21 protein-coding genes, 1 tRNA gene and 1 pseudogene are annotated in these 26,565 nt (G+C 71.5%); 12 read left to right on the top strand and 11 right to left on the bottom strand.

The features are described 5' to 3' along the window. Positions 1-357 precede the first annotated feature (357 nt). Together ACGFW6_RS41125 and ACGFW6_RS41120 are read right to left on the bottom strand one after the other, a co-directional pair. Entirely contained in the window at positions 358-2,094 is a 1,737-nt protein-coding gene (locus ACGFW6_RS41125) for an AAA family ATPase (protein WP_393521805.1), read from the bottom strand. A gap of 102 nt (positions 2,095-2,196) precedes the next feature. Further along, positions 2,197-3,600, bottom strand: a complete 1,404-nt coding sequence (locus ACGFW6_RS41120; protein WP_393521797.1) for a hypothetical protein — start codon at positions 3,598-3,600, stop codon at positions 2,197-2,199. A gap of 90 nt (positions 3,601-3,690) precedes the next feature. On the opposite strand from ACGFW6_RS41120, the gene ACGFW6_RS41115 reads away from it, so the two are divergent. Further along, a tRNA-Trp gene (locus ACGFW6_RS41115) sits at positions 3,691-3,766 on the top strand. Between the two features lie 85 nt (positions 3,767-3,851). On the opposite strand, the gene ACGFW6_RS41110 is transcribed toward ACGFW6_RS41115, so the two are convergent. The 6 genes from ACGFW6_RS41110 to ACGFW6_RS41085 all read right to left on the bottom strand — a co-directional run bounded on the left by ACGFW6_RS41110 (position 3,852) and on the right by ACGFW6_RS41085 (position 11,547). Next, on the bottom strand, positions 3,852-4,691 hold the full coding sequence (locus ACGFW6_RS41110) for a hypothetical protein (protein ID WP_393521795.1): 840 nt from the start codon (positions 4,689-4,691) through the stop codon (positions 3,852-3,854). Positions 4,692-4,791: 100 nt separating this feature from the next. Next, entirely contained in the window at positions 4,792-5,766 is a 975-nt protein-coding gene (locus ACGFW6_RS41105) for an acyl-ACP desaturase (protein ID WP_393521793.1), read from the bottom strand. Between the two features lie 217 nt (positions 5,767-5,983). Next, positions 5,984-6,760, bottom strand: coding sequence for a dimethylargininase (gene ddaH, locus ACGFW6_RS41100; RefSeq protein ID WP_393521791.1), 777 nt, complete (start codon positions 6,758-6,760; stop codon positions 5,984-5,986). 101 nt (positions 6,761-6,861) lie between these two features. Beyond that, positions 6,862-9,180, bottom strand: a complete 2,319-nt coding sequence (locus ACGFW6_RS41095; protein WP_393521789.1) for an ATP-binding cassette domain-containing protein — start codon at positions 9,178-9,180, stop codon at positions 6,862-6,864. A 10-nt stretch (positions 9,181-9,190) separates the two neighbouring features. Continuing rightward, entirely contained in the window at positions 9,191-10,816 is a 1,626-nt protein-coding gene (locus tag ACGFW6_RS41090; RefSeq protein WP_393521787.1) for an ABC-F family ATP-binding cassette domain-containing protein, read from the bottom strand. A gap of 314 nt (positions 10,817-11,130) precedes the next feature. After that, entirely contained in the window at positions 11,131-11,547 is a 417-nt protein-coding gene (locus tag ACGFW6_RS41085; protein ID WP_393521785.1) for an SsgA family sporulation/cell division regulator, read from the bottom strand. 271 nt (positions 11,548-11,818) lie between these two features. Here ACGFW6_RS41085 and ACGFW6_RS41080 point away from each other — a divergent pair, with 271 nt between their 5' ends. Then, positions 11,819-12,874 (top strand): WD40/YVTN/BNR-like repeat-containing protein, encoded by a 1,056-nt coding sequence (locus ACGFW6_RS41080; protein WP_393521783.1) that lies wholly within the window; start codon positions 11,819-11,821, stop codon positions 12,872-12,874. Positions 12,875-12,919: 45 nt separating this feature from the next. Next, positions 12,920-13,243 carry a plasmid stabilization protein gene (locus ACGFW6_RS41075; RefSeq protein ID WP_393521781.1) on the top strand — a complete coding sequence of 108 codons (324 nt, stop codon included), beginning with the start codon at positions 12,920-12,922 and terminating at the stop codon, positions 13,241-13,243. A gap of 3 nt (positions 13,244-13,246) precedes the next feature. Here the strand turns inward: ACGFW6_RS41075 and ACGFW6_RS41070 are convergent, their stop codons facing one another. Then, positions 13,247-13,543, bottom strand: coding sequence for a YciI family protein (locus ACGFW6_RS41070; RefSeq protein WP_393521779.1), 297 nt, complete (start codon positions 13,541-13,543; stop codon positions 13,247-13,249). 132 nt (positions 13,544-13,675) lie between these two features. Between ACGFW6_RS41070 and ACGFW6_RS41065 the strand changes: the two are divergent. Both ACGFW6_RS41065 and mmpA read left to right on the top strand, forming a co-directional pair. Then, positions 13,676-14,359, top strand: a pseudogene (locus ACGFW6_RS41065) (endonuclease V); the annotation flags it as partial. 545 nt (positions 14,360-14,904) lie between these two features. Beyond that, complete coding sequence (mmpA, locus tag ACGFW6_RS41060) at positions 14,905-15,051, top strand: morphogenic membrane protein MmpA (protein ID WP_164905106.1); 147 nt, start codon at positions 14,905-14,907, stop codon at positions 15,049-15,051. Between the two features lie 6 nt (positions 15,052-15,057). Here mmpA and ACGFW6_RS41055 read toward each other — a convergent pair whose 3' ends face one another. Further along, on the bottom strand, positions 15,058-16,236 hold the full coding sequence (locus ACGFW6_RS41055; RefSeq protein ID WP_393521777.1) for a saccharopine dehydrogenase family protein: 1,179 nt from the start codon (positions 16,234-16,236) through the stop codon (positions 15,058-15,060). 91 nt (positions 16,237-16,327) lie between these two features. On the opposite strand from ACGFW6_RS41055, the gene ACGFW6_RS41050 reads away from it, so the two are divergent. The 5 genes from ACGFW6_RS41050 (at position 16,328) to ACGFW6_RS41030 (ending at position 22,569) form a co-directional block, all read left to right on the top strand. After that, on the top strand, positions 16,328-16,708 hold the full coding sequence (locus tag ACGFW6_RS41050; RefSeq protein WP_393521775.1) for an MmcQ/YjbR family DNA-binding protein: 381 nt from the start codon (positions 16,328-16,330) through the stop codon (positions 16,706-16,708). A gap of 128 nt (positions 16,709-16,836) precedes the next feature. Then, entirely contained in the window at positions 16,837-17,985 is a 1,149-nt protein-coding gene (locus tag ACGFW6_RS41045; protein ID WP_393521773.1) for a CaiB/BaiF CoA transferase family protein, read from the top strand. Beyond that, positions 17,982-19,124 carry an acyl-CoA dehydrogenase family protein gene (locus ACGFW6_RS41040; protein ID WP_393521771.1) on the top strand — a complete coding sequence of 381 codons (1,143 nt, stop codon included), beginning with the start codon at positions 17,982-17,984 and terminating at the stop codon, positions 19,122-19,124. Before ACGFW6_RS41045 ends, ACGFW6_RS41040 begins: the two co-directional genes overlap by 4 nt. A 21-nt stretch (positions 19,125-19,145) precedes the next feature. Continuing rightward, a complete protein-coding gene (locus tag ACGFW6_RS41035; protein ID WP_393521769.1) occupies positions 19,146-20,360 on the top strand; it encodes an acetyl-CoA C-acetyltransferase in 1,215 nt (404 codons plus the stop codon). 34 nt (positions 20,361-20,394) lie between these two features. Continuing rightward, complete coding sequence (locus ACGFW6_RS41030; RefSeq protein WP_393521767.1) at positions 20,395-22,569, top strand: 3-hydroxyacyl-CoA dehydrogenase NAD-binding domain-containing protein; 2,175 nt, start codon at positions 20,395-20,397, stop codon at positions 22,567-22,569. A 316-nt stretch (positions 22,570-22,885) separates the two neighbouring features. Here ACGFW6_RS41030 and ACGFW6_RS41025 read toward each other — a convergent pair whose 3' ends face one another. Then, the gene (locus ACGFW6_RS41025; protein WP_393521765.1) at positions 22,886-23,617 is read right to left on the bottom strand and encodes a MerR family transcriptional regulator; all 732 of its coding nucleotides are present in this window, start codon (positions 23,615-23,617) and stop codon (positions 22,886-22,888) included. A gap of 221 nt (positions 23,618-23,838) precedes the next feature. On the opposite strand from ACGFW6_RS41025, the gene ACGFW6_RS41020 reads away from it, so the two are divergent. Then, a complete protein-coding gene (locus ACGFW6_RS41020) occupies positions 23,839-25,305 on the top strand; it encodes an amino acid permease (RefSeq protein WP_393521763.1) in 1,467 nt (488 codons plus the stop codon). Between the two features lie 288 nt (positions 25,306-25,593). Further along, positions 25,594-26,496, top strand: a complete 903-nt coding sequence (locus ACGFW6_RS41015; RefSeq protein WP_393521761.1) for a PfkB family carbohydrate kinase — start codon at positions 25,594-25,596, stop codon at positions 26,494-26,496. The last annotated feature ends 69 nt before the right edge of the window (positions 26,497-26,565 follow it).

Here is a 26,565-nt window from a genome sequence, read left to right as displayed (position 1 = left end):
CCGTGGTTGCGGCCGACGCGGCCGCGGTGCGCAGAGTGCATCGGACGGCTCCGCCGTCGCCGGGCGACTGACGAGGGGTGGCGCCCCCGCCGCCCCGACCCGGCCCGTCCCCGGGGGCTGCCGCCCCCGGACCCCCGCATCGGCCTGAACGGCCTCGTCCTCAAACGCCTGACGGGCTGGATAGGGGGTGCGGACCGGCTGAGGAGGCGTGCGGACCCACTGAAATGGGGTGCGGACCGGCTGAAAAGGCGTGCAGGCTGGCCGAAAAAAGGGGCAGGACCGGCTGGAAAGGGGTGCCGTCGGGCCGGAAAGGGTGCGGACCGGCTGGGAACACGTGTTCGTCCGACCCGGATCGTCTCACCGCCGCAATCCCACGAACACCTCCGTCCAGAACCGCTGCTGTCGCTCCGACGCCCCCACCAGATATGTGGCCCGCAGCTTCGGCGGGAGCAGAGCCACCAGGCGGGTCACCACCGTGCGGTGCTTCTTGAGCTGGGACAGCTCCGCGTTGGCCAGGATCTGGTGGACGACGTCCGTGTCGTCGGCGCCCTCGTCCGAGGTCTCGGCGGCGCGGCGCAGCCGGGACTCCCAGGCGTCCGCGTCGCGGGCCAGCTCGCGCAGGCCCGTGACCGGGCGGCCCTTGAGACGGTCCATGAGAGCGGTCAGCGGTACCGGGGCGTACTCGCCGTCGCCGAGGTAGACCGTGGCCATCTCCAGGGGAAGGCCGTGTCGGTGCAGCTTGATGAGCCGCTCCAGGGTGCGCTTGGTGATCCAGGCGCGGCCGTCGTCGTCGATGTCGTGCTTCCACCACTCCAGCACCGTCTCGGCGTCCCGGCCGTACCGCGCGAGCAGCCACTCGTTCGCCGGGATGTCCTCGGGCCGCACCTCCAGGGACGCGGTGAACCGGGTCGCCTGGGCGATGTTGTTCCGCGACACCAGCAGCTTGCGGCCCAGATGGTACGGCGGGTTCTGCACGGCGATCTGGGCCCGCAGGTTCGCTATGCGCCGGCCCGCCAGCGACCACTCCTGGGTGATCTCCATGAGCTTGGCGAAGGCCGCCTTGTCCTTGGGGCGGTTGTACTCGTCCCACACGATCGCCTTGGGCTCCGGCCCGGTGAACTTCGCCGCCAGCAGGTTGTCCAGCGTCCCGTCGGCCGACGGGATCGGCGCGCACAGGTCCTCGACGTTCGTCACCGGCAGCGAGAAGTACAGCGCGTCCCGGCCCAGGCCCTCGCGCACCGTCTCCCGCACCAGCTCCGTCTTGCCGCAGCCGGGAGGGCCCTGCAGCAGCACGGTCCAGCGGTTGCGCAGCGCCGCACGGACCACCTGCCGTACCGGATCCGGGACGGTCGCCGGGTTGGCCACGCCCAGGGACCCGGCGATGCGGTCCAGGATCTCCGCCGTGCGGTTCTGCCCCGGCCTGCCGTCCGCGCCCGGCTCGGTCAGCCGCAGCCGCTCGCCGTCGACCAGGGGCAGGCCCCAGCGGAGCGGGAAGCCCTCCTTGGCGTTGGCCAGGACGTGGTCCAGGGTGCGCGGGGACAGCAGTTCACGCAGGGCCGGCGACAGCGACGCCCACAGCGAGAACACCGGACGCAGGTCCCACGGGCGGTACTTGGCTGCCAGGTGCCGCCGCCAGGACGTGTCGTTCGCCGTGATCCGCATCGTGACCATGCGGTCCAGCAGCGCGAGGTCGCTGCGCCGTGCCGACGTCTCGGCCTGCGACTCGTTGTCGGTGAGGAAGACGCCCACGCAGCCCAGGGCCCGCAGATCGTGCTCGCCGAGCGTCCAGTTGCAGGCGACCTGCATCAGCTGCGACTGGATGGTGTCGCCCGCCTGGAGCGAGTCGTCGATCAGCAGCACGAACGGCCGGCCCGGCTTGAGCCGGCTCATCACCAGCTGGCGCAGCACGAGTTCACCGGTGTGCGCATCGCGCACCGGCGCGTTGACGAGCAGGTCGTCCGGCGTCAGGTTCGCCGCCGGGACGTACACCAGCTCGGTGTCCTCGTGGGCGCGGGCGATGTGCGTGAAGAACGTCGCCGTCTTGCCGATGCCGTGCTCACCGAAGATCTGCCCGGTCTGCCCCAGGTCGATCATCGCGTCGATGAAGGACTCCAGGCGGGAGAGGCCGGCCGAACGGCCCCCGTCCTTGAGGGAGTCCTCCCCGGACACGTCCGTCCGCCGTGCTTGCGTGGTCATCTACCGTGATCCTGTCGTGACGCGATGGCAGTCCATCGCCGGGTGGTGCGTCTCGGGCCACTCGCTGCCGCCCTCGGTGATCAGCCAGATCCACTTCTCCGGCTCGGCGGGCGTGATCGGCGGCGCGTACCCGTCGGTGAGGACGACGACCGCGTCCGGAGCGACGTCCGAGCGCCGCCCGTTCACCTCCGTGCGCCCCTCCACGTAGTCGGCGACCACCTGGAAGCTGGTGCCGCCTCCGCCGTAGACGCGCTCGCCCGGCACGAAGGGCATCACGACGGCGTCGAAGGACAGCCAGTGCGCCTCCACGCCCTCGATGCGGCCCACGAGTTCGGTGAGCCAGGTGATGACGTGGGCCGGCATCGAGCCCGAGGTGTCGTACGCGATGACGAGCACCTTGTCCCGCACCGGGCCGCGCCGGGCGAGCATCGGGTCCTGGCCGAGCGCCGCGAGCAGCGCGCCGCGCTTCTTCGGGTACACCAGCCGCTCGCCGTCGCGCAGTTTCGAGCCGAGGACGTCGACCAGCCAGCGCTGCCACCAGTCGACCGTGCGGGTGCGCGTGGTCTCGCCGCGCAGGGCGCCCGCGCCCAGGTTCCCCCAGAGTTTGGCGGCCCGGGGGTTGCCCTCCTCGCTGCGGCCCATCAGTTCCAGCAACTCCCGCTCCGCGCCCGCGTGTCCGCGCCGCGCCGCGAGCAGGGCGTTGAGCAGAGCCGACGAAGCCGCCCCGTCCACGGTCTCCTGGTCGGCGGGGACGGCGCCGTCCAGCATGTGCACGCACAGCCGCCGGGCCGGCACCGGCGGGCGGTGCATGCGCTTCAGCTCGCCGTACACCCGCATGTCCGTCTCCGTGAACGCCTCGTACGACACCGGTTCCAGGCCGTGCGCCGTCAGGTCCGCACGGTAGGCGTCGTGGACCTCGCGCGGATCGACGCCCGTCGGCCGGCCGTCCAGCAGCGGCAACTGCGCCCTGCCGAGCCGGATCAGTGCCACGTGGTTGATGGAGACCTCACAGGCCAGCTCGAACACCGGGTCCGCGCGCAGCTCCGGGTCGGTGAACAGATGCCGGTGCACCAGATGGCGGGCCTCGTGGAACAGGACGAACTTCACGCCGTCCAGGCCGAGTCGGACGAAGAAGCCGGGGTTGTAGAGCAGCAGGCAGGTGCCGTCGCCGGAGGCGACCACGGCCGCGGTGTCCACCGCCGTCGTCGGGATCTGGTGGTGGCACTTCGCGTACAGCCAGGACGCCACCGCCGACTCCGTCAGACCGAAGTCCAGCAGTGCGGCCTCCTTGAGCCGGCGTGCCTCCTCGACGACGGCCGGGTCCGCCGGCCGGTACCGCTCCAGCGCCCGGCGGTCGGCCAGGTCGACCACCGGGGCACGCCGCCCCCGCTCTCCGTACGCCATGCCGAGCCCCCCGTACCGAATCTCCCCCGGACCTCATTGGTAGCAGCGCCCACTGACAACGGGCCAACGCATTACGCTTCGGGACCAAGGGCGGGGCCGTAGCGCAGAGGCAGGCGCACCGGTCTCCAAAACCAGAGCACGCTGGTTCGAATCCAGCCGCCCCGCCCCCTCCGGCCGCCCCGCCCTCCTCCAGCCGCCCCGCCCTCCTGCAGCCGCCGCGTCCCCTTGCCTCCGCCGCGTCGCCGGTGCCGTCAGGCGATCGCTCCCGCCGTCATCACCAGCTCCGGCGTCCGCCCGTGGAACGTCTCCATGAGCTGCGCGAGCACCGCCCACGCCTCCTCACGCTCCCCCAAGTGGTCCCGCACCAGCGGGCGCAGGGCGTCCTGGGCCTCGTGGACGCGCGAGGGGAACAGCAGGTGCCCCATCGCCAGGACCTCCAGGACGTCGACGGCGGGTCCGTGGGCCGTCGCGTACTCGGCCGGAGAGTCGATGACGCCCGCCTCCCGCAGGCGGTGCGTGAACTTGGCGTGGGAGCCGAACCCTTCGCGCACCAGGGGCGGGCAGTCGGGGCGCACGGAGAGCGCCCAGCGGGCGTATCCGGGCAGCGGACGGTCGAGGTGCGCCTCCGCGACCGTCCACCAGTCGTCGGCCGTCAGCACCATGGAGGCGGCGGCACGCCCCTGACCCATCGACGTGACGGAGCGCAGCGCGCCCACGAGGCCGTGCCGGACGTAGCTGTCGGGCACCTCGGGCTCCTGCTCCCGCAGGACCTCGTCGACGGGCAGCGGGCCGGTGCGGCCCGCCCCGAAGGGCACGCCGCGGGCGACGGCCCGGCGCAGTCCCGGGTCGCCGGCGAGGTGGGGCCACACCACGCCGTTCAGTCCCGGATCGTCGTTCTCCAGGATCCACAGCGCCACGGAGGACGGCATACGCCGCGCCCACGTCCCGGCGCGCGCCAGGCGGCGCCGGGTCGCGGCGGCGTCCTCGGGGCCGGGGAGTCCCGTGCGCCCCCGGACCCGCTCGGCGGTGGCCGCTTCGACCAGGTGGAGCAGGAAGCCGACGGCTTGCTCCGCCCTGCTGTTCTCACGCATGGCGTGCATGATGCCGCAGGCCACGGCGGCGCGCACAGGAAAAAGCGACGGCCGGCCCGCACGTGGCGGGCCGGCCGTCGGTGACCGTGGGAGGCGGAGGTCAGCCGGCCGCGCGGGCCGCCATGCGGGCCTTGCGCGCGGCGAGCTTCTCGTCGAACTTCAGGGCCTCGGCGTTCAGTCCGCCCATGAACAGCCCCAGTTCCTCCTGGGCCTTCTGGCCCTCGGGGCCGAGGCCGTCGATCTCCATGATCTTCAGGAAGCGCAGCACCGGCTCCAGCACGTCGTCGTGGTGGATGCGCATGTTGTAGACCTCGCCGATGGCCATCTGGGCGGCGGCGCGCTCGAAGCCGGGGATGCCGTGGCCGGGCATGCGGAAGTTGACCACGACGTCGCGCACGGCCTGCATGGTGAGGTCGGGGGCGATCTCGAACGCGGCCTTCAGCAGGTTCCGGTAGAAGATCATGTGGAGGTTCTCGTCGGTCGCGATGCGCGCCAGCATGCGGTCGCAGACCGGGTCGCCGGACTGGTGGCCGGTGTTGCGGTGCGAGATGCGGGTCGCGAGCTCCTGGAAGGAGACGTAGGCGACCGAGTGCAGCATCGAGTGGCTGTTGTCCGACTCGAAGCCCTCGCTCATGTGGGCCATGCGGAACTGCTCCAGCTGGTCCGGGTCCACCGCGCGCGAGGCGAGCAGGTAGTCGCGCATCACGATGCCGTGGCGGCCCTCCTCGGCCGTCCAGCGGTGCACCCAGGTGCCCCAGGCGCCGTCACGGCCGAAGAGCGAGGCGATCTCGTGGTGGTAGCTCGGCAGGTTGTCCTCGGTGAGGAGGTTCACCACCAGGGCGATCCGGCCGATCTCCGTGACCTTGGACTGCTCCTTGTCCCAGGCCTCGCCGTCCTCGAAGAAGCCGGGGAAGTTGCGGGCGTCCGACCACGGGACGTACTCGTGCGGCATCCAGTCCTTGGCGACCTTCAGGTGCCGGTTGAGTTCCTTCTCGACCACTTCCTCGAGCGCGTACAGCAGACGGGCATCGGTCCAGCCGGCAGAGCTGCCGAGGTGAGGGGAAGTGATCGTCACGGGAACTCCAGGGGGACGCGCAACACAGGAAAGGTGACCGGCGAGCGGTTGCCGGAACCTACGGGATCGTAGGCTACGAACCCGTAGGTTACGAAGCCGTAGGTTAAGAACGCTGTAAAGACTGCTGATCAGCTGCCCTGCCACCGGAAGTTCACTGGACGCGCACAGCCCCAGGACCCGCAGGTCCCAGGGCCGAAAAGGCGACACGCTCAGCCGGTCAGACGTACAGTCCCCGCATGCGGACCGAGAGGCAAGTCACACAGCCTTCGAGTTTCTCGAACTCGCTGATGTCGACCGGCACGGTCTCGTGGCCGAGGTCGGCGAGCAGCTCCGCGGTCTTCGGCGCACTCGCGGCGATCAGCAGCTTGTCTCCGCCGAGCAGCACCACATGCGCCCCGGACTCCTCCGGTACCGGCAGGAAGCGCGGGAACAGCGACGGGGCGTCCAGCTGCGGGATGCGGCCCAGAATCGTTCCGTCGGGCAGTGCCGTGATCGCCGACTTCAGATGCAGCACCTTGCTCACGGGCACCGCGACGACCCGCGCGCCCAGTGGTTCGAACGCGGCCCGCAGCTGCTGGACGCCGGCCGCGTTGGTGCGTCCGCCCCGGCCGACGTAGAGGGTGTCGCCGACCTTCAGGACGTCGCCGCCGTCCAGCGTGCCCGGCTCCCAGATCCAGTTCACGGAGCAGCCGAGCGAGGCGACGGCCTCCTCGACGCCGGCGGTCTCCTCGCGCCGGGACTCGGCGCCGGAGCGGGCGATCAGTGCGACGTTGCGGTACATGACGACCGTGTCCTCGACGAACACCGAGTCGGGGCAGTCGTCGGCCGGGTCCACCTCGATCGTCTCCCAGCCGTGCGTGCGCAGCGCCTCGGTGTACGCCTCCCACTGCTCGACCGCGAGATCGAGGTCGACCTTCTCCCGCTCGATGTGCGTGACCAGCCCTTCGGCGAGGCGCGGGCTGGGGCGGCGGACGAGGGCCTTCTTGCTGGGCACGACGGGATCTCCGGATCGGTGGCAGGGTCCGGCGCCCATGTTGCACGGGGCACCGAACCGCCATGATGCAGGGCCTACCCGCCCGTACAAAACCCTCCGGGTCAGGCTGTGGCCCTCCTGAGATGCGCCGACGTGAAGGAGTCGCGCACTTCGAGGAGCTCTCGTGGCGTTCCCTCGAAGATCACCCGCCCACCGTCGCGGCCGCCGTCCGGACCCAGGTCGATGATCCGGTCGGCGTGCGCCACCACGTCCAGGTTGTGCTCCACGACCACGACCGTGCTGCCCGCGTCGACCAGCCGGTCCAGCAGGCCGAGCAGTCCGTCGACGTCCGACATGTGCAGCCCGGTCGTCGGCTCGTCGAGGACGTACACCGCTCCGGCTCCGGTCGTGTCGCGCGGCCTCCCGGGCGCTCCGGCCGGCCCCTCCGGCTCCCTGTGCAGCCGCGTCGCCAGCTTGATGCGCTGGCGCTCGCCGCCGGACAGGGTGGACAGCGGCTGCCCGAGCGTGAGGTACGTCAGCCCCGCGTCCCGCAGCGCCCGCAGCCGCCGCCGTACGCCCTTGTCCTGGAAGGTCTCCAGTGCCTGATCGGCGGTCATCGCCAGGACGTCCGCGATGGAGTTGCCGTCCACGGTCAGCCGCAGCACCTCGTCCTTGAAGCGCCGGCCCTCGCAGTCGTGGCAGGTCGCGGTCACCGGGTCCATGAACGCGAGGTCGGTGTGGATGATCCCGCGCCCCTCACAGGTCCCGCAGGCGCCGGAGGAGTTGAAACTGAACAGGCCCGCCTCGGCACCCGTCCCGCGCGCGAAGATCTTCCGAACCGTGTCCATGATCCCCAGGTACGTCGCCGGGGTCGACCGCCCGGAGATCCCGATCGACGACTGGTCCACGACCACCACGTCGGCGTGGGCGGCGCTGAACTCCCTGACCAGGGTGGTCTTACCGGACCCGGCGACGCCGGTCACCACGGTGAGCACCCCGGTCGGGAACTCGACCGTCACGTCCCGCAGGTTGTGCCGGTCGGCGCCCTTGACCCACAGCCCGCCGCGCGCCGGCCGCACCGCCTCCTTGAGCGTCGTACGGCGCCGCAGGCACCGCCCGGTCACCGTGCCGGACCCGGCGAGTTCGTCCGGCGTGCCCTCGAACACGACCCGTCCGCCGGCCGCGCCGGCCCCCGGCCCCATGTCGACGACGTGATCGGCGAGCGCGATGACGTCCGGGTCGTGCTCGACCACCAGCACGGTGTTGCCCTTGTCGCGCAGCCGCAGCAGCAGGTCGCCGAGCCGGCCGACGTCGCGCGGGTGCAGCCCGACGCTGGGCTCGTCGAAGATGTACGTCATGCCGGTGAGGCTGGAACCCAGGTGCCGCACGGTCTTCAGGCGCTGTCCCTCACCGCCGGAGAGAGTGGCCGTCTCACGGTCGAGGCTGAGATAGCCGAGGCCGATGGCGTCGACGCGTTCGAGGGCGGTGACGGCCGCCCGCGCGAGGGGACCCGCGACCGGGTCGTCGATGTCCCCCAGCGCGGTGATCAGGTCGGTGATCTGCATGCGCGTGCAGTCCGCGATCCCGAGGCCGTTGATCCGCGTCGCCAGCGCCGCCGCGTTCAGCCGGGCCCCGGCACAGACCGGGCAGGCGCCGTCCACCAGGTACGCGCCCACCAGGTCACGGGTCTTCTGGCTCATCGCCGACAGGTCCCGCTTCAGGTACAGCCGCTCGAAGCGGGTGGCGAGGCCCTCGTAGTCGGTGGTCCAGGTGCCGCCGCTGCCGTTGACGGTGACCTTGCTGCCGGGGCGGCCGCGCATCAGGAACGCCCGCTCGGCCGCGGTGAACCGGCCGACGGGTTTGTGCGGGTCCAGGTCGGCGCTGTTGGTGTACGCCTGCCCCTGCCAGGTGCCCGCGGTGAACGGCGGGAAGCGGACCGCGCCGTCGGCGAGCGAGCGGTCCGCGTCGAGGATGCGGTCCCAGTCGGGCCGTACCGTCCGGCCCAGGCCGTCGCACTCGGGGCACATGCCGGCGGGGTCGTTGAACGAGTACGCGGTCGCGGGTCCCGCGCTCGGGGTGCCGTGCCGGGAGAACAGCACCCGCATCACCGAGTAGATGTCGGTCATCGTGCCGACCGTGGACCGGGAGTGGCCCCCGATCGGCCGCTGGTCGACGACGATCGCGGGGGAGAGGTCCTCCAGTTCCTCCGCGTGCGGGCGCTCGTACTTGGGCAGCCGGTTGCGGACGAACCAGGTGAAGGTCTCGTTCAGCTGACGCTGCGACTCCACCGCGATCGTGTCGAAGACGACGGACGACTTCCCCGATCCCGAAACGCCGGTGAACACGGTCAGCCGGCCTTTCGGGATACGGAGACAGACGTCCTTGAGGTTGTTCTCCCTGGCTCCGGTGAGGGTGATGAACTGGGGCGTGAAATCGGGCATGCCTCCGAAGCTAGGCGGAATACCCGACAGCTTCTGGCGTGATTTCCTTCAGTTCTCCCTCCTCCACCATCAGCCAGCGCGTGATGCCGATCGACTCCAGGAAGGGCAGGTCGTGGCTGGCCACGATCAGCGCCCCCTCGTACGACTCCAGGGCCGTGGTGAGCTGCCGCACGCTCGCCATGTCCAGGTTGTTCGTCGGCTCGTCCAGCATCAGCAGCTGCGGCGCGGGCTCCGCCAGCATCAGCGCGGCCAGGGCCGCACGGAAGCGTTCGCCGCCCGAGAGGGTCGCCGCCGGCTGGTCGGCGCGGGCGCCCCGGAACAGGAAGCGGGCCAGCCGCGCCCGGATCCGGTTGTTGGTGGCGCCCGGCGCGAACCGGGCCACGTTCTCGGCGACCGTCAGCTCGCCGTCGAGGACGTCCAGCCGCTGCGGCAGGAAACGCAGCGGCACGTGCGCCGTCGCCTCGCCCGCCACCGGCGCCAGCTCACCGGCGATAGTCCGCAGCAGCGTCGTCTTGCCCGAGCCGTTGCGCCCGATCAGCGCGATCCGCTCCGGACCGTGCAGATCGAGACCACCGGCGACCCGCGCGCCGTACACCAGCTCCAGGTCACGCAGCGTCAGCACGCTCCGGCCCGGCGGCACGGCCGTGTAGGGCAGGTCGACGCGGATCTCGTCGTCGTCCCGCACGGCGTCCACCGCCTCGTCGAGCCGGTCCCTGGCCTCGGCGAGCTTCTCCTCGTGCATGATCCGGTGCTTGCCCGCGGACTCCTGCGCCGCGCGCTTGCGCGCACCCATGACGATCTTCGGCTCACGCTTCTGATCCCACATCTTCTGGCCGTACCGCTTACGGCGGGCCAACTTGACCTGGGCGTCGACCAGTTCACGCTTCTGCTTCTTCAGGTCGGCCTCGGCGACCCGCACCATGCGCTCGGCCGCCTCCTGCTCGGTGGCGAGCGCCTCCTCGTACGCCGAGTAGTTGCCGCCGTACCAGCTGATCTCCCCGGAGCGCAGATCGGCGATCTGGTCGACCAGGTCGAGGAGTTCACGGTCGTGGCTGACCACCACCATCACTCCCGGCCAGGACTCGACGGCGGCGTACAGCCGTCTGCGGGCGTACAGGTCGAGGTTGTTGGTGGGCTCGTCCAGCAGCAGGACGTCCGGGCGGCGCAGCAGGAGCGCGGCCAGGCGCAGCAGCACCGACTCGCCGCCCGACACTTCGCCGATCGTGCGGTCCAACTCGATGTGTCCGAGCCCGAGTTCGCCGAGGGTGGCGAGGGCGCGCTCCTCCACGTCCCAGTCGTCGCCGACGGTCTCGAAGTGCTCCTCGGCGACGTCGCCCGCCTCGATGGCGTGCAGCGCGGTCCGCTTGGCGGCGATACCGAGTGCCTCGTCGACCTTCGACGCGGTGTCGAGGGTGACGTTCTGCGGCAGGTAGCCGACCTCGCCCGCCACGCGCACGGTGCCGTCGGCCGGGGTGAGCTCACCGGCGACGAGCTTCAACAGGGTCGACTTTCCGGACCCGTTGACGCCGACGAGCCCCGTCCTGCCGGGACCGAACGCGACATCGAGGCCCTCGAAGACGGCGGTGCCGTCGGGCCAGGCATAGGAGAGGGAGGTACAGCTGATGGAAGTAGGCATAGGGGCGCCTCCGCGGTTGCTCGAAACGATCAGGGGCAAACGCGTATCGAGACACCGGCGACCAACGGGCGGTGAGGGGCCCTGGGCATGAGAAAAGCCCTGTTCCGTGAGGACGGCTCGAACGCCGAGGTCGCACGCGGCGTACACACACTTCAGGTGTGACGCGGTGTCTCAGACCTCAGACGAGCAACGTCCTTCTCCAATCGACGGCAACAGGACCGATATACACCGTACGAGCGGGCGTCGACGGTGTCAACGTGATGGAGCGGGCCCGGTGCGAGGCCCTTGCCGGCGGGGGAGCCCGGTGGGGCGCCTCAGCAGGCGTCCCCCATCAGTTCCGCCAGGTCGCGGTCCAGGTCGAGCTGCAGGTGCTCCAGGCCGAGCGGCACCAGATCGCTCGTCGACTGCAGGAAGCGGCGCACCTCGCCGCTGCGGATGTGCACGACCGCGGTGCCCTCGGGGGCGTGGAACTCGAGGACGGTCCGGTCGTAGCCGTACGGCCGCACACGCACGTCGCCGTGTCCCTCGGGGCCTTCGAGGCCCGCCAGCAGCAGCTCCCGGCTGAAGGTCCAGCAGACCTCGACACCCTCCAGGGTGGCCGGGGCGGGGAAGGTCATCCGGACGGCGAACGGGTCGCGCCGGTCGTAGTGCAGAGTGGCTGGAATGCTCGGCATCCGCGGCGCGGCGGCGACGAGACGGGCCTCAACGGGCTGCTCGATGACGGTGGACAACGCCTTGCTCCCTTGTGACGGCTGGACGAACATCCGGGTGGACGAGACCGGGCACTGATAGAGACGACGGAATCGGCGAATCCGTGCACCCCGGGGCCGAGTGACCTCGGTCACCGCCTTCATGCACGGGGGTGGCGCGTTCGTCCTCGTGTGACCGGAAGGTCGGGTGTGGCCGGTGTCGCCATCTGGACGGCGACGGGGTGGTCGACTAGCTTCGCCCGCCATGAGGCGTTCGGGGAGCACGCGACGGGTGGGGCGTACGTTTCGGACAATGGCCGCGGGGGTGGCGTGCGGGGCGGCGCTGGCCGCGCTGACCGCCGGACCGGCGCAGGCGCACGAGCCGGAGCGGCACACGCCGCACTGGGAGCTCAAGGACACCGGAACGCCCGAGGTGCGCTTCCGCGGTCTGGCCGCGGTCAGCCGGCACACGGCATGGCTGGCCGGGACCGCGGGCACCGTGCTGCGCACCACCGACGGAGGCGAGAGCTGGCGGAACGTCTCGCCGCCCGGCGCGGCCGAGCTCCAGTTCCGGGACATCGAGGCGTTCGACGCGCGGCGGGCCGTGGTGCTGGCCATCGGGGAGGGCGAGGCGTCCCGGGTGTACCGCACCGACGACGGCGGCGCGACCTGGACCGAGTCCTTCCGCAACTCCGATCCGCGGGCCTTCTACGACTGCCTCACCTTCTTCGACCGCCGCAACGGCCTGGCGATGAGCGACCCGGTCGACGGCAGGTTCCGCATCCTGTCCACCGGCGACGGCGGCCGTACCTGGAAGGTGCTCCCGGACGACGGCATGCCCGAGGCCCTGGAGGGCGAGGCCGGGTTCGCGGCGAGCGGGCAGTGCCTGGTCGCCTCCGGACCGAAGGACGTCTGGCTCGCGACCGGAGGGGCGGCACGCGCGCGGGTGCTGCACTCCGCCGACCGGGGGCTGACCTGGACGGCCGCCGACACACCGATCCCGGCGGGCGACCCCGCCCGCGGTGTCTTCGGGCTCGCCTTCCGCGACCGTGGCCACGGCCTCGCGGTCGGCGGCGACTACCGCCCCGACCAGGCATCCCCGCAGGCCGCCGCCCGCACCGGCGACGGGGGCGCCGGCTGGCGGCCCGCCGCGACACCGGTGCCCGCCTACCGTTCCGGCGTGGCCTGGCTCCCGCGCAGCCGCGGCGCCGCGCTGGCGGTCGGCCCCACCGGCACCGACCTGACGACCGACGGCGGCCGGACCTGGCGGACCGTGGACACCGGCTCGTACGACACCGTGGACTGCACGCCCGACCTGGGCTGCTGGGCAGCGGGCGAGAAGGGGCGGGTCGCGCGGCTGGAGAACTGATCCGGAATGTGGGTACCCGGACGCCGACGGCGAAAGGAGCGACCCATGCCGGCCGGTTCGAACGCGAAGCGAGAACGCCAGTACGAGCACATCAAGAAGAGCGCCCAGGACCGTGGCGAGAGCACCTCGCGCGCCGAGGAGATCGCCGCGCGCACGGTGAACAAGGAGCGCGCGCGGTCCGGCGAGTCGAAGACCGCGAGCCGTACCTCGACCCAGGACATGTCCTCCGGCAGGCGGGGCGGGCAGCGGTCCGGGAAGGGCTCTCAGGGGCCCACCTACGACCAGCTGTACGAGGAGGCCAAGCAGCGCAACATCCGCGGGCGTTCGGACATGGACAAGGGGCAGCTCAAGCGGGCGCTGGGCAAGTGAGGCTCACCGGGGCGCCTCGCGGTACCGCTCCAGTTCCGGAGCCGTCTTGGTGGCGACGAACTCGGTGACGCGGTAGGCGCAGACGCCCGCGCCCACGAACGGGTCGGACGCGGCGATCCGCTCGATCCCGGCGCGGTCCTGCGCGACGGCGAGGATCACCCCGCCGTCGCGGGGGTCCTTGCGCCCGGACGCGAGGAAGATCCCCTTCGCGTACTGCTCGTCGAGCCACGCCACATGGGCCTCCAGCACGGCGTCGACATCCTCGATCGGTGCGGTGTAGGTCAGCTCCAGCACGAACATGATCGCGAGCCTACCCCTGGCCCCGCGCGGGCCGACCGCGCGAGCCTACCCCTGGCCCCGCGCGGGCCGACCGCGCGAGCCCACCCCTGGCCCCGCGCGGGCCGGACCGGGCGCCGTACGCTCGTGCCCACCATGACGACCGTACGCATTCCCGCGGGCTGGCCCGCGACCGAGGAGGAGGCCCGCGCCGTCCAGGACGAGCTGCGGGCGCGGGTGGTGCTCGACGAACCGGGGCCGCCGCCCGGATCCGGGCACGTGACCGGCGTGGACGTGGCCTACGACGACGAGCACGACGTGGTCGCGGCCGCCGCGGTCGTCCTCGACGCGGCGACTCTCGACGTGGTCGCCGAGGCCACGGCCGTCGGCCGGATCTCGTTCCCCTACGTCCCGGGCCTGCTCGCCTTCCGCGAGATCCCCACGGTGCTCGCCGCCCTCGACGCCCTGCCCTGCCCGCCCGGCCTGGTCGTCTGCGACGGCTACGGCCGCGCCCACCCCCGCCGCTTCGGCCTCGCCAGCCACCTCGGCGTCCTCACCGGCCTGCCCACGATCGGCGTCGCCAAGAACCCGTTCACCTTCACCTACGACGCCCCCGCCGCCCCCCGCGGCTCCTTCACCCCCCTGATGTCGGCCGACGAGGAAGTCGGCCGGGCCCTGCGCACCAGCGACTCCGTCAAGCCGCTCTTCGTCTCGGTGGGCCACCGCGTGAGCCTCCCGAACGCGTGCGCCCACACCCTCGCGCTGACTCCGCGCTACCGCCTGCCGGAGACGACACGCAGGGCGGACTCGCTGTGCCGCAGGGCGCTGAAGGAGGCGACCCGCCCGAGGCCGGAACTCGCCGCCAGCGCGGCGGCGGATCCCACCCGGACGTGGGGGCGTTCGCTGTACGAGCGGCAGCCGAATCCCGTGGCCTGGGCAGGCCGGGTGCTCGCCGCGGCGGTGGAGGGCGCCGAGCGGGCACCGGAGATCGACGATGCGCTTGAACTGGCGGCCCACCGCGACCGATGGAGCAGCGGCCGCGAGGTGTTCGACCGGGTCCGCGCGCGTTCCGCGGCGGACCTGGACCAGCTCGGCGAGGAGCAGTCGGTGGTGTTCCGACTCGCCGAGCTGGTGGGCAAGTTGGCGCACAACGCGGCCGGCCCGCCGCCGTTCTTCGACCACCACGCGGGCTGGCGAATCGGCCCCCTCGCCGTGCGCCTCGCGACCGCGGCGCACGATCCCGCCGTACGGACCCGTATCGCCGAGGCGCTGGGGGAGTGGCCGCCGGCCGAAGCCGACGGCACATCCTGACCGGGCGGGCTGAGTACCTCGACTGAGTACCCGTACGGATGTGGGCGCGTCGCCCGGCTCGGCAGGCTGGGTCCATGACGACGCACCGTTCCCCGAAGCCCCTGGCCGACCCCGATCGTCCCGTCGAGCGTGCCGTGACGGCCGCGCTGGTGCTGGCCACCCTGGCCGGGCTGGGGTGGATCGTGGGCATGATCTACACCATTGCCGGGTGGCCGCTCTAGGGTGCTTCAGCGGGTGGCGGCCACTCTGAAGGTGATGCCTGCCGTGCGCAGGCGTTCGATCAGGGTGTTGCCCATCGCCACCGCCGTGGTGACCTGGCCCGCTGTCGGGGGCAGTTCGTCGAACGCGAGGCAGAGGGCCGACTCGGCGAACATCTTCGCCGTCTCGCCGTAGCCGGGGTCGCCGCCGGAGACCTCGGTGTAGACCCGCCGGCCGCCGCCCTCGCCGACGAAGCGGACCGAGAACCAGCTCTTCGCGCGCTTCTCCGGACCCGGCCCCTCGCCGGGCTTGAGGCGGTCCGACAGCCAGCGCCGGGTCGGCGGCAGCTGGGCCGCCGAGAAGAGCACGCCCATGGCCGCGACCCCGCCGGCCGCGACGGGAAGGGTCCGTACGGCGGCGTAGTGGCGGTAGCGGAAGTCGGGGCCGTAGCGGTCGAGGGCGCGCGCGGAGCGCTTGACGATCTGCGGGTCGATCGTGGGGAGCGGCAGCGCCCAGGCGCCGACCTCACCCGCGAACCGGGGCGCTCCCGTGGGCGCCTGCGCCCGGCGCCCCATCAGACGCGGCTCGTGCCGCGCCCGGTCGCGCGCGGCGGCGATCATCTGGCGTCCGCGCGCGAACTGGTTGAGCGCCGAGGCGAACGTACCGCCCGAGAAGGTGGCGTCGGCCGTCACGAACCCGTCCACCGTCAGGGGCACGTCCTGCGGCAGTTGCTGCACGGTGAAGTACGCGCCGAGGTCGTGCGGGATGGAGTCGAAGCCGCAGGCGTGCACCAGCCGCGCACCGGTCTCACGCGCGCGTGCGTCGTGCCGGACGTACGTCAGGTCCACGAACTCCGGCTCACCGGAAAGGTCGAGATAGTCGGCGCCGGTGTCCGCGCAGGCGGCGACGAGGTCCTCGCCGTACTTCACGTAGGGGCCCACCGTCGTGGCCACCACGCGCGCCTGCTCGGCGAGCCGGCGCATCGAGGCCGGATCGGCGACGTCCGCCTCCAGCACCCCGACCCCCTCGCCGCCCGGCAGTGATTCGCGCAGCCGCTGGAGCTTCTCGGCGCTGCGCCCGGCGATCGCCCAGCGCAAGCCCTCGGGCGCGTTCTCGGCGAGGTACTCGGCCGTGAGTACCCCGACGAAGCCCGTCGCTCCGAAGAGCACGATGTCGTACGGACGATCCGTCCTGCTCAGCCTGCTCATGACACCCCTCGGTCCCGCACCACGCGCCGTTGTCGGTGGCCGAGGCTAGCGTGAGGTGTGCGGAGCCCGACGACGAGCCCGGAGGTATGCGGTGGCCGTGCCCAGGTCTGCCCTGAAGAAGTGGGAAAAAGTGCGCGAGTTCGCGCTCGGCATGCCCGGTGCCGTCGAGGAGTTCCCCTGGGGCGAGACGGTCGCGAAGGTCAACAAGAAGGTGTTCGTCTTCCTCGGCGTCTCCGACGGCAGCTATCCGATGGGCGTCACCGTGAAGCTCAAGGACGAGGCGGCCCACGCGCACGCCCTGACCTGCCCCGGCGCCGAACCCGCCGGATACGGCCTGGGCAAGGCCGGCTGGGTCAGCATCCCGCTGGAGCACAAGGGCGCCCCGGCGGCGGAGCTGCTCTGCGACTGGGTCGAGGAGAGCTACCGCACGATCGCGCCGAAGCGGCTGATAGCGGAGCTCGACGCGCGCTGATGGCGCGAGGTGGGTTCGCGGCGAGGCTTCCGGCGGGTAACTTCCTAAGCGCTTGCTCTTGTATCCGCCAGGACACTTTCTTAGCATCGCTGGTGTTACAGCAGTAGTGTCAAACCCCTGGGGGCAGGATGGCGACGACGCCAGGACAGGGCCCGCTCACCGGCGTGCGCGTGGTCGAGCTGGCCGGCATCGGGCCCGGCCCGTTCGCCGCCATGCTCCTCGCCGACCTCGGCGCCGATGTCGTCCGCGTCGACCGGCCCGGCGGCACCGGGCTGGCCATCGACACCGCGTACGACATCACCAACCGCAACAAGCGCTCGGTGATCGTCGACCTGAAGTCCGCCGACGGCCCCGCGCGCGTCCTCGACCTCGCCGAGCGCGCCGACATCCTCATCGAGGGCTACCGCCCCGGCGTCGCCGAACGCCTCGGCGTCGGCCCCGAGGCGTGCCACGCCCGCAACCCCGCGCTGGTCTACGGCCGGATGACCGGCTGGGGCCAGGACGGCCCCCTCGCCGAGCGCGCCGGCCACGACATCGGGTACATCGCGGTGACCGGCACCCTCGGCATGATCGGCAACCCCGACGAACCACCCGCCGTCCCCGCCAACCTGGTCGGTGACTACGCCGGCGGCTCGCTCTACCTCGTCGTCGGCGTCCTCGCCGCCCTGCACCACGCCCGCGCCACCGGCGCCGGCCAGGTCGTGGACGCCGCGATCGTCGACGGCACCTCCCACCTCTCCGCGATGATCCACGGCATGCTCGCGGCCGGCGGCTGGCAGGACCGGCGCGGCGCCAACCTCCTGGACGGCGGCTGCCCGTACTACGGCACCTACGAGACCGCCGACGGCCGGTACATGGCGGTCGGCGCCCTGGAACCCCAGTTCTACGACGAGTTCCTCCGCCTGCTCGGCGTCGAGGACTTCGCCTCCGCCCGCAAGGACTTCTCCCGCTGGGGCGAGCTGCGCGACGCGGTCGCCGCCCGCTTCAAGTCCCGTACGTGGGACGAGTGGACGGCCGTCTTCGAGGGCTCCGACGCCTGTGTGGCCCCCGTGCTGTCCCTGCGCGAGGCCCCGCAGCACCCCCACCTCGCCGCCCGCGGCACCTTCACCGACCACGGCGGCATCACCCAGCCCGCCCCGGCGCCCCGCTTCTCCGCGACCCCGACGGCCGTCCGTACCGGCCCGGCCCAGCCCGGCGCGGACACCGCCGACGTGGCGCGCGACTGGGACGTACTCGACCTTCTCAAGCACCAGGAACCCACGAAGGGCCCCGAATGAAGCGGCAGATCTTCGCCCCCGAGCACGACGCGTTCCGCGCGACCGTGCGCAGCTTCCTGGACCGGGAGGTGCTGCCGCACTACGAGCAGTGGGAGAAGGACGGCATCGTCTCCCGCGACGCCTGGCGCGCGGCCGGCAAGCAGGGCCTCCTCGGTTTCGCCGTGCCCGAGGAGTACGGAGGCGGCGGTACCGACGACTTCCGCTACAGCGCCGTCCTCGCCGAGGAGTTCACCCGCGCGGGCGCCCCCGGACTCGCCCTCGGACTGCACAACGACATCATCGGCCCCTATCTGACGAGCCTCGCCACCGACGAGCAGAAGCGCCGCTGGCTGCCCGGCTTCTGCGACGGCTCGATCATCACCGCCATCGCCATGACCGAACCCGGCGCCGGCTCCGACCTCCAGGGCATCCGCACCCACGCCGAGGACCGCGGGGACCACTGGGTGCTCAACGGCTCCAAGACCTTCATCTCCAACGGCATCCTCGCGGACCTGGTGATCGTCGTCGCGAAGACCACCCCCGAGGGCGGCGCGCGCGGCCTTTCGCTGCTCGTCGTCGAGCGGGGCATGGAAGGCTTCGAACGCGGCCGCAACCTCGACAAGATCGGCCAGAAGTCGCAGGACACGGCCGAGCTGTTCTTCCACGACGTCAAGGTGCCCAAGGACAACCTCCTCGGCGACCTCGACGGCGCCTTCGTCCACCTCATGACGAACCTCGCGCAGGAACGCCTGAGCATCGCCGTCGCCGCGATCGCCGCCGCCGAACACCTGCTGGAGATCACCACCGCGTACGTCAAGGAGCGCGAGGCGTTCGGCCGGCCGCTGGCGACCAAGCAGCACATCCGCTTCGAGGTGGCGGAGATGGCCACCGAGTGCGCGGTCACCCGCACCTTCCTCGACCGCTGCATCGAGGACCACGCGAACGGGGAGCTCGACGCCGTCCACGCCTCCATGGCCAAGTGGTGGGCTACCGAACTCCAGAAGCGCGTCGCCGACCGCTGCCTGCAACTGCACGGCGGCTACGGCTACATGAGCGAGTACCCCGTCGCCAGGGCCTTCACCGACGGCCGCATCCAGACCATCTACGGCGGGACGACCGAGATCATGAAGGAGATCATCGGTCGTTCCCTGCTCGGCTAACCCTCGTTGAAAGGCTTTCCAGTGAGCACCGAAGCGTATGTGTACGACGCGATCCGCACCCCGCGCGGCCGCGGCAAGGCGAACGGCTCCTTGCACGGCACCAAGCCCATCGACCTGGTCGTAGGACTCATCCACGAGATCCGCGACCGCTTCCCCGGGCTCGACCCGGCGGACATCGACGACATCGTGCTCGGCGTCGTCGGCCCGGTCGGCGACCAGGGCTCCGACATCGCCCGTATCGCCGCCGTCGCCGCCGGACTGCCGGACACGGTCGCGGGCGTCCAGGAGAACCGCTTCTGTGCCTCCGGTCTTGAGGCCGTCAACATGGCCGCCGCCAAGGTCCGTTCGGGCTTCGAGGACCTCGTCCTCGCGGGTGGCGTGGAGTCCATGTCCCGGGTGCCGATGGCCTCCGACGGCGGTGCCTGGTTCAACGACCCGATGACGAACCTCTCCGTCAACTTCGTGCCGCAGGGCATCGGCGCCGACCTCATCGCCACCATCGAGGGCTTCTCCCGCCGTGACGTCGACGAGTACGCGGCGCTCTCCCAGGAGCGGGCGGCCACGGCCTGGAAGGAGGGCCGCTTCGACCGGTCCGTCGTCCCGGTCACGGACCGCAGCGGCCTGGTCGTCCTCGACCACGACGAGCACATGCGCCCCGGCACCACCGCCGACTCCCTCGCCAAGCTGAAGGCGTCCTTCGCCGACATCGGCGACCTCGGCGGCTTCGACGCCGTCGCGCTGCAGAAGTACCACTGGGTCGAGAAGATCGACCACGTCCACCACGCGGGCAACTCCTCCGGCATCGTCGACGGCGCCTCGCTCGTCGCCATCGGCAACAAGGAGGTCGGCGAGCGCAACGGCCTCACCCCGCGCGCCCGGATCGTCTCCGCCGCCGTCTCCGGCTCCGAGCCCACCATCATGCTCACCGGCCCCGCGCCCGCCACCCGCAAGGCCCTGAAGAAGGCCGGCCTGACCATCGACGACATCGACCTCGTCGAGATCAACGAGGCGTTCGCGGCGGTCGTCCTGCGCTTCGTCAAGGACATGGGACTGTCCCTCGACAAGGTCAACGTCAACGGCGGCGCCATCGCCCTCGGTCACCCGCTCGGCGCGACCGGCGCCATGATCCTCGGTTCACTCGTCGACGAACTGGAGCGCCAGGACAAGCGGTACGGCCTCGCCACGCTCTGCGTCGGCGGCGGCATGGGCATCGCCACCATCGTCGAGCGCATCTGACCCCCTCCCGACGGATCACACGGAGCACCTCCACATGAGCACTGAATCCACCACCATCCGCTGGGAGCAGGACCGCGACGGGGTCGTCACCCTCGTCCTGGACGACCCGAACCAGTCCGCGAACACCATGAACCAGGCGTTCCGCGACTCCCTCGCCGTGATCGTCGACCGCCTGGAGGCGGAGAAGGACACCATCCGCGGTGTCATCATCACCTCCGCCAAGAAGACCTTCTTCGCCGGCGGCGACCTGCGCGACCTCATCCGGGTCACCCCGGAGACCGCGCAGGACCTGTTCGAGGGCGGCATGGCCATCAAGCGCCAGCTGCGCCGCATCGAGACCCTCGGCAAGCCGGTCGTCGCCGCGCTGAACGGCGCGGCCCTCGGCGGCGGCTACGAGATCGCTCTCGCCTGCCACCACCGCATCGCCCTCGACGCGCCCGGCTCCAAGATCGGCTGCCCCGAGGTCACCCTCGGCCTGCTGCCGGGCGGCGGCGGCGTGGTCCGCACCGTCCGTCTGCTCGGCATCGCCGACGCCCTGCTGAAGGTCCTCCTCCAGGGCACCCAGTACAACCCGCAGCGCGCCCTGCAGAACGGCCTGATCGACGACGTGGCCACCACGCAGGACGAACTGCTCGCCAAGGCCCGCGCGTTCATCGAGACCCACCCCGAGTCGCAGCAGCCCTGGGACAAGCCGGGCTATCGCATCCCCGGCGGCACGCCCGCCAACCCCAAGTTCGCGGCCAACCTGCCCGCCTTCCCGGCCAACCTGCGCAAGCAGACCAACGGCGCGCCCTACCCGGCCCCGCGCAACATCCTCGCGGCCGCCGTCGAGGGCTCCCAGGTCGACTTCGAGACCGCGCAGGTCATCGAGGCGCGCTACTTCGTGGAGCTGGCGGCCGGCCAGACCTCGAAGAACATGATCCAGGCGTTCTTCTTCGACCTCCAGGCCGTCAACTCCGGCGCGAACCGCCCCAAGGGCATCGAGCCGCGCAAGGTCCGCAAGGTCGCCGTCCTGGGCGCCGGCATGATGGGCGCCGGCATCGCCTACTCGTGCGCCCGCGCGGGCATCGACGTCGTCCTGAAGGACGTCTCGGCGGAGGCCGCGGCCAAGGGCAAGGCGTACTCGGAGAAGCTGTGCGCCAAGGCGGTCTCCCGGGGCCGTACGACGCAGGAGAAGGCCGACGCGCTCCTCGCCCGCATCACGCCCACGGGCGACCCGCAGGACGTGGCCGGCTGCGACGCGGTCATCGAGGCCGTCTTCGAGAACCCGGAGCTCAAGCACAAGGTCTTCCAGGAGATCCAGGGGATCGTCGAGCCGGACGCGCTGCTGTGCTCCAACACCTCGACGCTGCCGATCACCGTCCTCGCCGAAGGCGTGGAGCGCCAGGCCGACTTCATCGGGCTGCACTTCTTCTCGCCCGTCGACAAGATGCCGCTCGTCGAGATCATCAAGGGGGAGCGGACCGGTGACGAGGCGCTGGCCCGCGCGTTCGACCTGGTCCGGCAGATCAACAAGACGCCGATCGTCGTCAACGACTCCCGCGGCTTCTTCACCTCCCGCGTCATCGGCCACTTCATCAACGAGGGCGTGGCGATGGTCGGCGAGGGCATCGAGCCCGCGTCGGTGGAGCAGGCGGCGGCCCAGGCGGGCTACCCCGCCAAGGTCCTGTCCCTGATGGACGAACTGACCCTCACGCTGCCCCGCAAGATCCGCAACGAGTCCAAGCGGGCCGTGGAGGAGTCGGGCGGCGTCTGGGCGTCCCACCCCGCCGAGGCCGTCATCGACCGCATGGTCGACGAGTTCGGCCGCGAGGGCCGCAGCGGGGGAGCGGGCTTCTACGACTACGACGAGGCCGGCAAGCGCGCCGCCCTGTGGCCGGGCCTGCGGGAGCACTTCACCCGCGAGGGCGCCCAGATCCCGTTCCGGGACATGCAGGAACGCATGCTCTTCTCCGAGGCCCTTGACACGGTCCGGCTGATCGAGGAGGGAGTGCTCACCTCCGTCGCCGACGCCAACATCGGCTCCATCTTCGGCATCGGCTTCCCCGGCTGGACCGGCGGTGTCCTGCAGTACATCAACGGCTACGAGGGCGGGGTCGCCGGTTTCGTGGCACGCGCGCGTGAGCTGGCGCAGACGTACGGGGAGCGGTTCACGCCGCCCGCGCTGCTGGTGGAGAAGGCGCAGAAGGGGGAGACCTTCGGCGACTGACGCCGCGAGGTCGGCACACCGTTCAGCGGTACGCCGACCTCGCTCCCCGGAACCGGGCGCTCGAAGCCGGATCCCCGGAACCGGGTGTCCGAAGCCGGATCCCCGGAACCGGGTGTCCGAAGCCGGGGGACGAACCATCCCCCCACCGGTCGCCGTCCCGGGGAGCCCCCACGCGATCCCGCCCCGCCCTCGCCCCGCCGGACATCCTGCGCGGCGAGGGCGCGGCCCGCGTCCTCGGCCGTCCGACCCGGTGTCCCCGCCGCTCCACGTCGTCGACGGGGGCAGCGGCTTCCTCACCGGGCGGACGCTCGACGTGTCAGGCGGATCCGCGTTCCTGCGAGCCGCCGCCCAGCCACTGCCGCAGCTCCTCGCGCAGGGACCGCTGAAAGGTCGTCAACAACGCCTGCACGATGATGGGCTGCATATGGGCGGACAGTGACTTCACGTCCTGCGCGGTGCGTTCGGAGACCTCGGCGCGAAAGAGCCGCGACAGCTCGTGCGCCGCGGCACGCGAGTGCTCGATGAGGACCGTGCGCGACGCGAGGATCGCGTCCTGGGAGAGCGGTACGTCCAGCAGTCCCACGCCGAGCCGCAGCAGCCCCAGGTCGACGCGGTACTCGCCGTCGCCCCGGCCGGTCTCGACCACGCCCATCGCGGCCAGCCGCTCCAGGTCGTCGTCGTCCAGGGCGCGCCCCGCCCGCCGCTCCAGCTCCTCCCGCGACACCGTCTCCACGGTCTCCGGCGCCCAGGAGGCCACCACGGACCGGTGCAGGGCCAGGTCGTGGGCGTCCAGATCCGGCGGCAGCTGCTGGAGATAGCGCTCGATGGCCGCCAGCGTCATGCCCTGCTGCTGCAGTTCCTCGATGAGCGCCAGCCGTGCCAGGTGCTCCCGGCCGTAGTGCCCGACCCTGCGCGGACCGATCACCGGCGGCGGCAGCAGCCCCTTGGTGCCGTAGAACCGGACCGTGCGGACCGTCATCCCGGCGCGCGCGGCCAGTTCGTCGATCGTGAGGGTGGGCTGGGTCGGTTCCTCGGTGCCGGTCGTCATGTGCAGCAGTATCGCTGTCTCACCAGTGCTGTGACACCCGCCGGGACCGGTGGGACGGCCGTGTGAGAAGTAACGCTCTGTGACGTATGCCACCGCGTGAGGTGCGTTCCGTGGGGGAAGGTGGCCCCTTGGTCTGTGCCTTTTACGGAGGGCGCAGGCCATACGTTCGTCCGGACACCCGAGCGCGACCCGCTCGGGCGCACCAGAGATTGGTACCACCCGTGAGCAAGGACGCCGTGAACACGGCAGTGGCCGCATCCCGCACCGACGCGGCCCAGGTGCCCGCGGATGCGGGCGACGCCGGTTACAGCAAGGACCTCAAGGCCCGCCACGTCAACATGATCGCCATCGGCGGGGCCATCGGCACCGGCCTCTTCCTCGGCGCCGGCGGTCGCCTCCACAACGCGGGCCCGGCCCTCGCCCTCGCGTACCTCGTCTGCGGCGTCTTCGCCTTCTTCGTGGTGCGCGCCCTGGGCGAGCTGGTCCTCTACCGCCCCTCGTCCGGCTCCTTCGTGTCGTACGCGCGCGAGTTCCTCGGTGAGAAGGGCGCCTACGTCGCCGGCTGGATGTACTTCCTGAACTGGTCGACGACCGGTATCGCCGACATCACCGCGATCGCGCTCTACACGCACTACTGGAGCATGTTCACCGACATCCCGCAGTGGGTGCTGGCGCTGATCGCGCTGGCGGTCGTGCTGGCCGTGAACCTGATCTCGGTGAAGATCTTCGGCGAGATGGAGTTCTGGTTCGCGATCATCAAGGTCGCCACGCTCGTCGGCTTCATGTTCGTCGGCATCTTCCTGCTCGCCACGCAGCACGAGGTGGGCGGCACGACGCCCGGCATGAGCGTGATCACCGACAACGGCGGCGTCTTCCCGCACGGTCTGATGCCCGTCGTCCTGGTCATGCAGGGCGTGATCTTCGCGTACGCCGCGCTGGAGCTGGTCGGTGTCGCCGCGGGTGAGACCGCGGAGCCGGAGAAGGTCGTCCCGCGCGCGGTGAACTCGATCATGTGGCGCGTCGGTCTGTTCTACGTCGGCTCGGTCGTCCTGCTCGCGCTTCTCCTCCCCGGCTCGGTCTACTCGGCCGACGAGAGCCCCTTCGTCACGGTCCTGTCGAAGATCGGCATTCCGGCGGCGGGCGACGTGATGAACCTGGTGGTCCTCACGGCCGCCATGTCGTCCCTCAACTCCGGCCTCTACTCGACCGGCCGCATCCTGCGCTCCATGGCGATGGCGGGCTCGGCCCCGAAGTTCACCGCCCGCATGAACCGCAGCCAGGTGCCCTACGGCGGCATCCTGCTCACCTGCGCGGTGTGCGTGCTCGGCGTCGGCCTCAACTACCTCATGCCCAGCCAGGCCTTCGAGATCGTCCTGAACGTGGCGTCCCTCGGCATCATCTCCACCTGGGTGATCATCATGGTCTGCCACCTGATCTTCGTCCGCCGCGCGAAGGCCGGCCTGCTTCAGCGCCCCTCCTTCCGCCTCCCCGGCAGCCCGGTCACCGAGATCGCCACGGTCGTCTTCCTGCTGGCCTGCCTCGGCATGATGTGGAACGACCCCGAGGTCGGCCGCAAGACCCTCCTCCTCATCCCGGTCATCGCCGTGATGCTGGTCGCCGGCTGGTACGCCGTCCGCCGCCGGGTGAACCGCACGGAGGACCAGGAACTGACCGAGCTCACGAAGTAATTCGAGGGCCGCTGTCAGTGCCGGCCTCTACGGTGGCGTCATGTCGGAGATCACTTACATCCGGGGTGACGCCACCGCGCCGTCGGTGAAAGGCGTCAAGCCAGGTATCGTTCGGGGCCCTTCGGCGTACGGCCGCGCATGCGACCGGAAGGGGCGCGGGGAACTGCGCGGCCAGCCACACACGAGCGTCACGCACCCGCCGTCATCGGGTACCGCGGCGAGATGGCCCGGCCCGGCAGCGGAGCGTCCCGTCGCCGTCACCATCCACGACCACGGGGAGGCCGGGAGTTGAGTCGTGACATCGACGTGCTCGTGCTGGGCGGGGCGGGCGTCGACACCATCGTGTACGTGCCGGAACTGCCGCTGCCGTACGCCGACAGCTACATGATCGACTCGGGTATCCGTACCCGCGCCGGGCAGACCGGAGACTTCGTGGCCCTCGGCCTCGCCGCCCTGGGCCTGCGGGTCCACCACCTAGACATGCTCGGGGACGACCCGGAGGGCGACCTGGTCCGGGCCCTGCACCGCGAGAAGGGCATCGCGCTCACCGCGGTCCCGCAGCCCGCGGGGACGAAACGGGCCGTCAACCTCGTGAGCCCCGACGGCAGACGGCTGTCGCTGTACGACACCAGCCGCGGCCACGCCGACGACCGCCTCCCCGAGGCCACGGTGCGTGCCCTGGCCGGGGCGAGCCGCCACGTCCACGTCGCCATCACCCAGCCCTGCGCCCATGCCCTGCCCCTGCTGCGCGAGTCGGGCGCGACGCTCTCCACCGACCTGCACGACTGGGACGGCGAGAACCCGTACCACGAGCCGTTCGCGCGGGCGGCGGACGTCGTCTTCCTGTCCGCCACCGCCCTGGCCGACCCCGAGCGCACCATGCGCCGGATCGCCGACCGGGGCCGGGCCGAGGTGGTCGTGGCCACGGCGGGCGCGAAGGGCGCGTACGTCCTGGCCGACGACGAACTCACCCATCTTCCCGCCGCGGCACCGCCCGCACCGGTGGTGGACTCCAACGGCGCGGGCGACGCCTTCGCCGCCGCGTTCCTCTACGCCTGGCTGAACCGCGAGACACCGAGGCGCAGCGCCCTGTACGGCACGATCGCAGGTGCCCACGCCTGCACGATCCCGTCGACGGAGGCGACGGCGATAGACCTGACGGAACTACTCCGGCTCACTGCAACCCCCTGAGGGGCGCGGGGAACTGCGCGACGAGCCACCCTGCACCTGCAGCCGCCCGACGACACGAAGGGGCACCCC

Origin of the sequence: Streptomyces sp. Y7 (assembly GCF_043195415.1) — a bacterium.
Taxonomy (GTDB): Bacteria; Actinomycetota; Actinomycetes; order Streptomycetales; family Streptomycetaceae; genus Streptomyces.
This window is presented reverse-complemented; position numbering and strand designations above follow the sequence as displayed.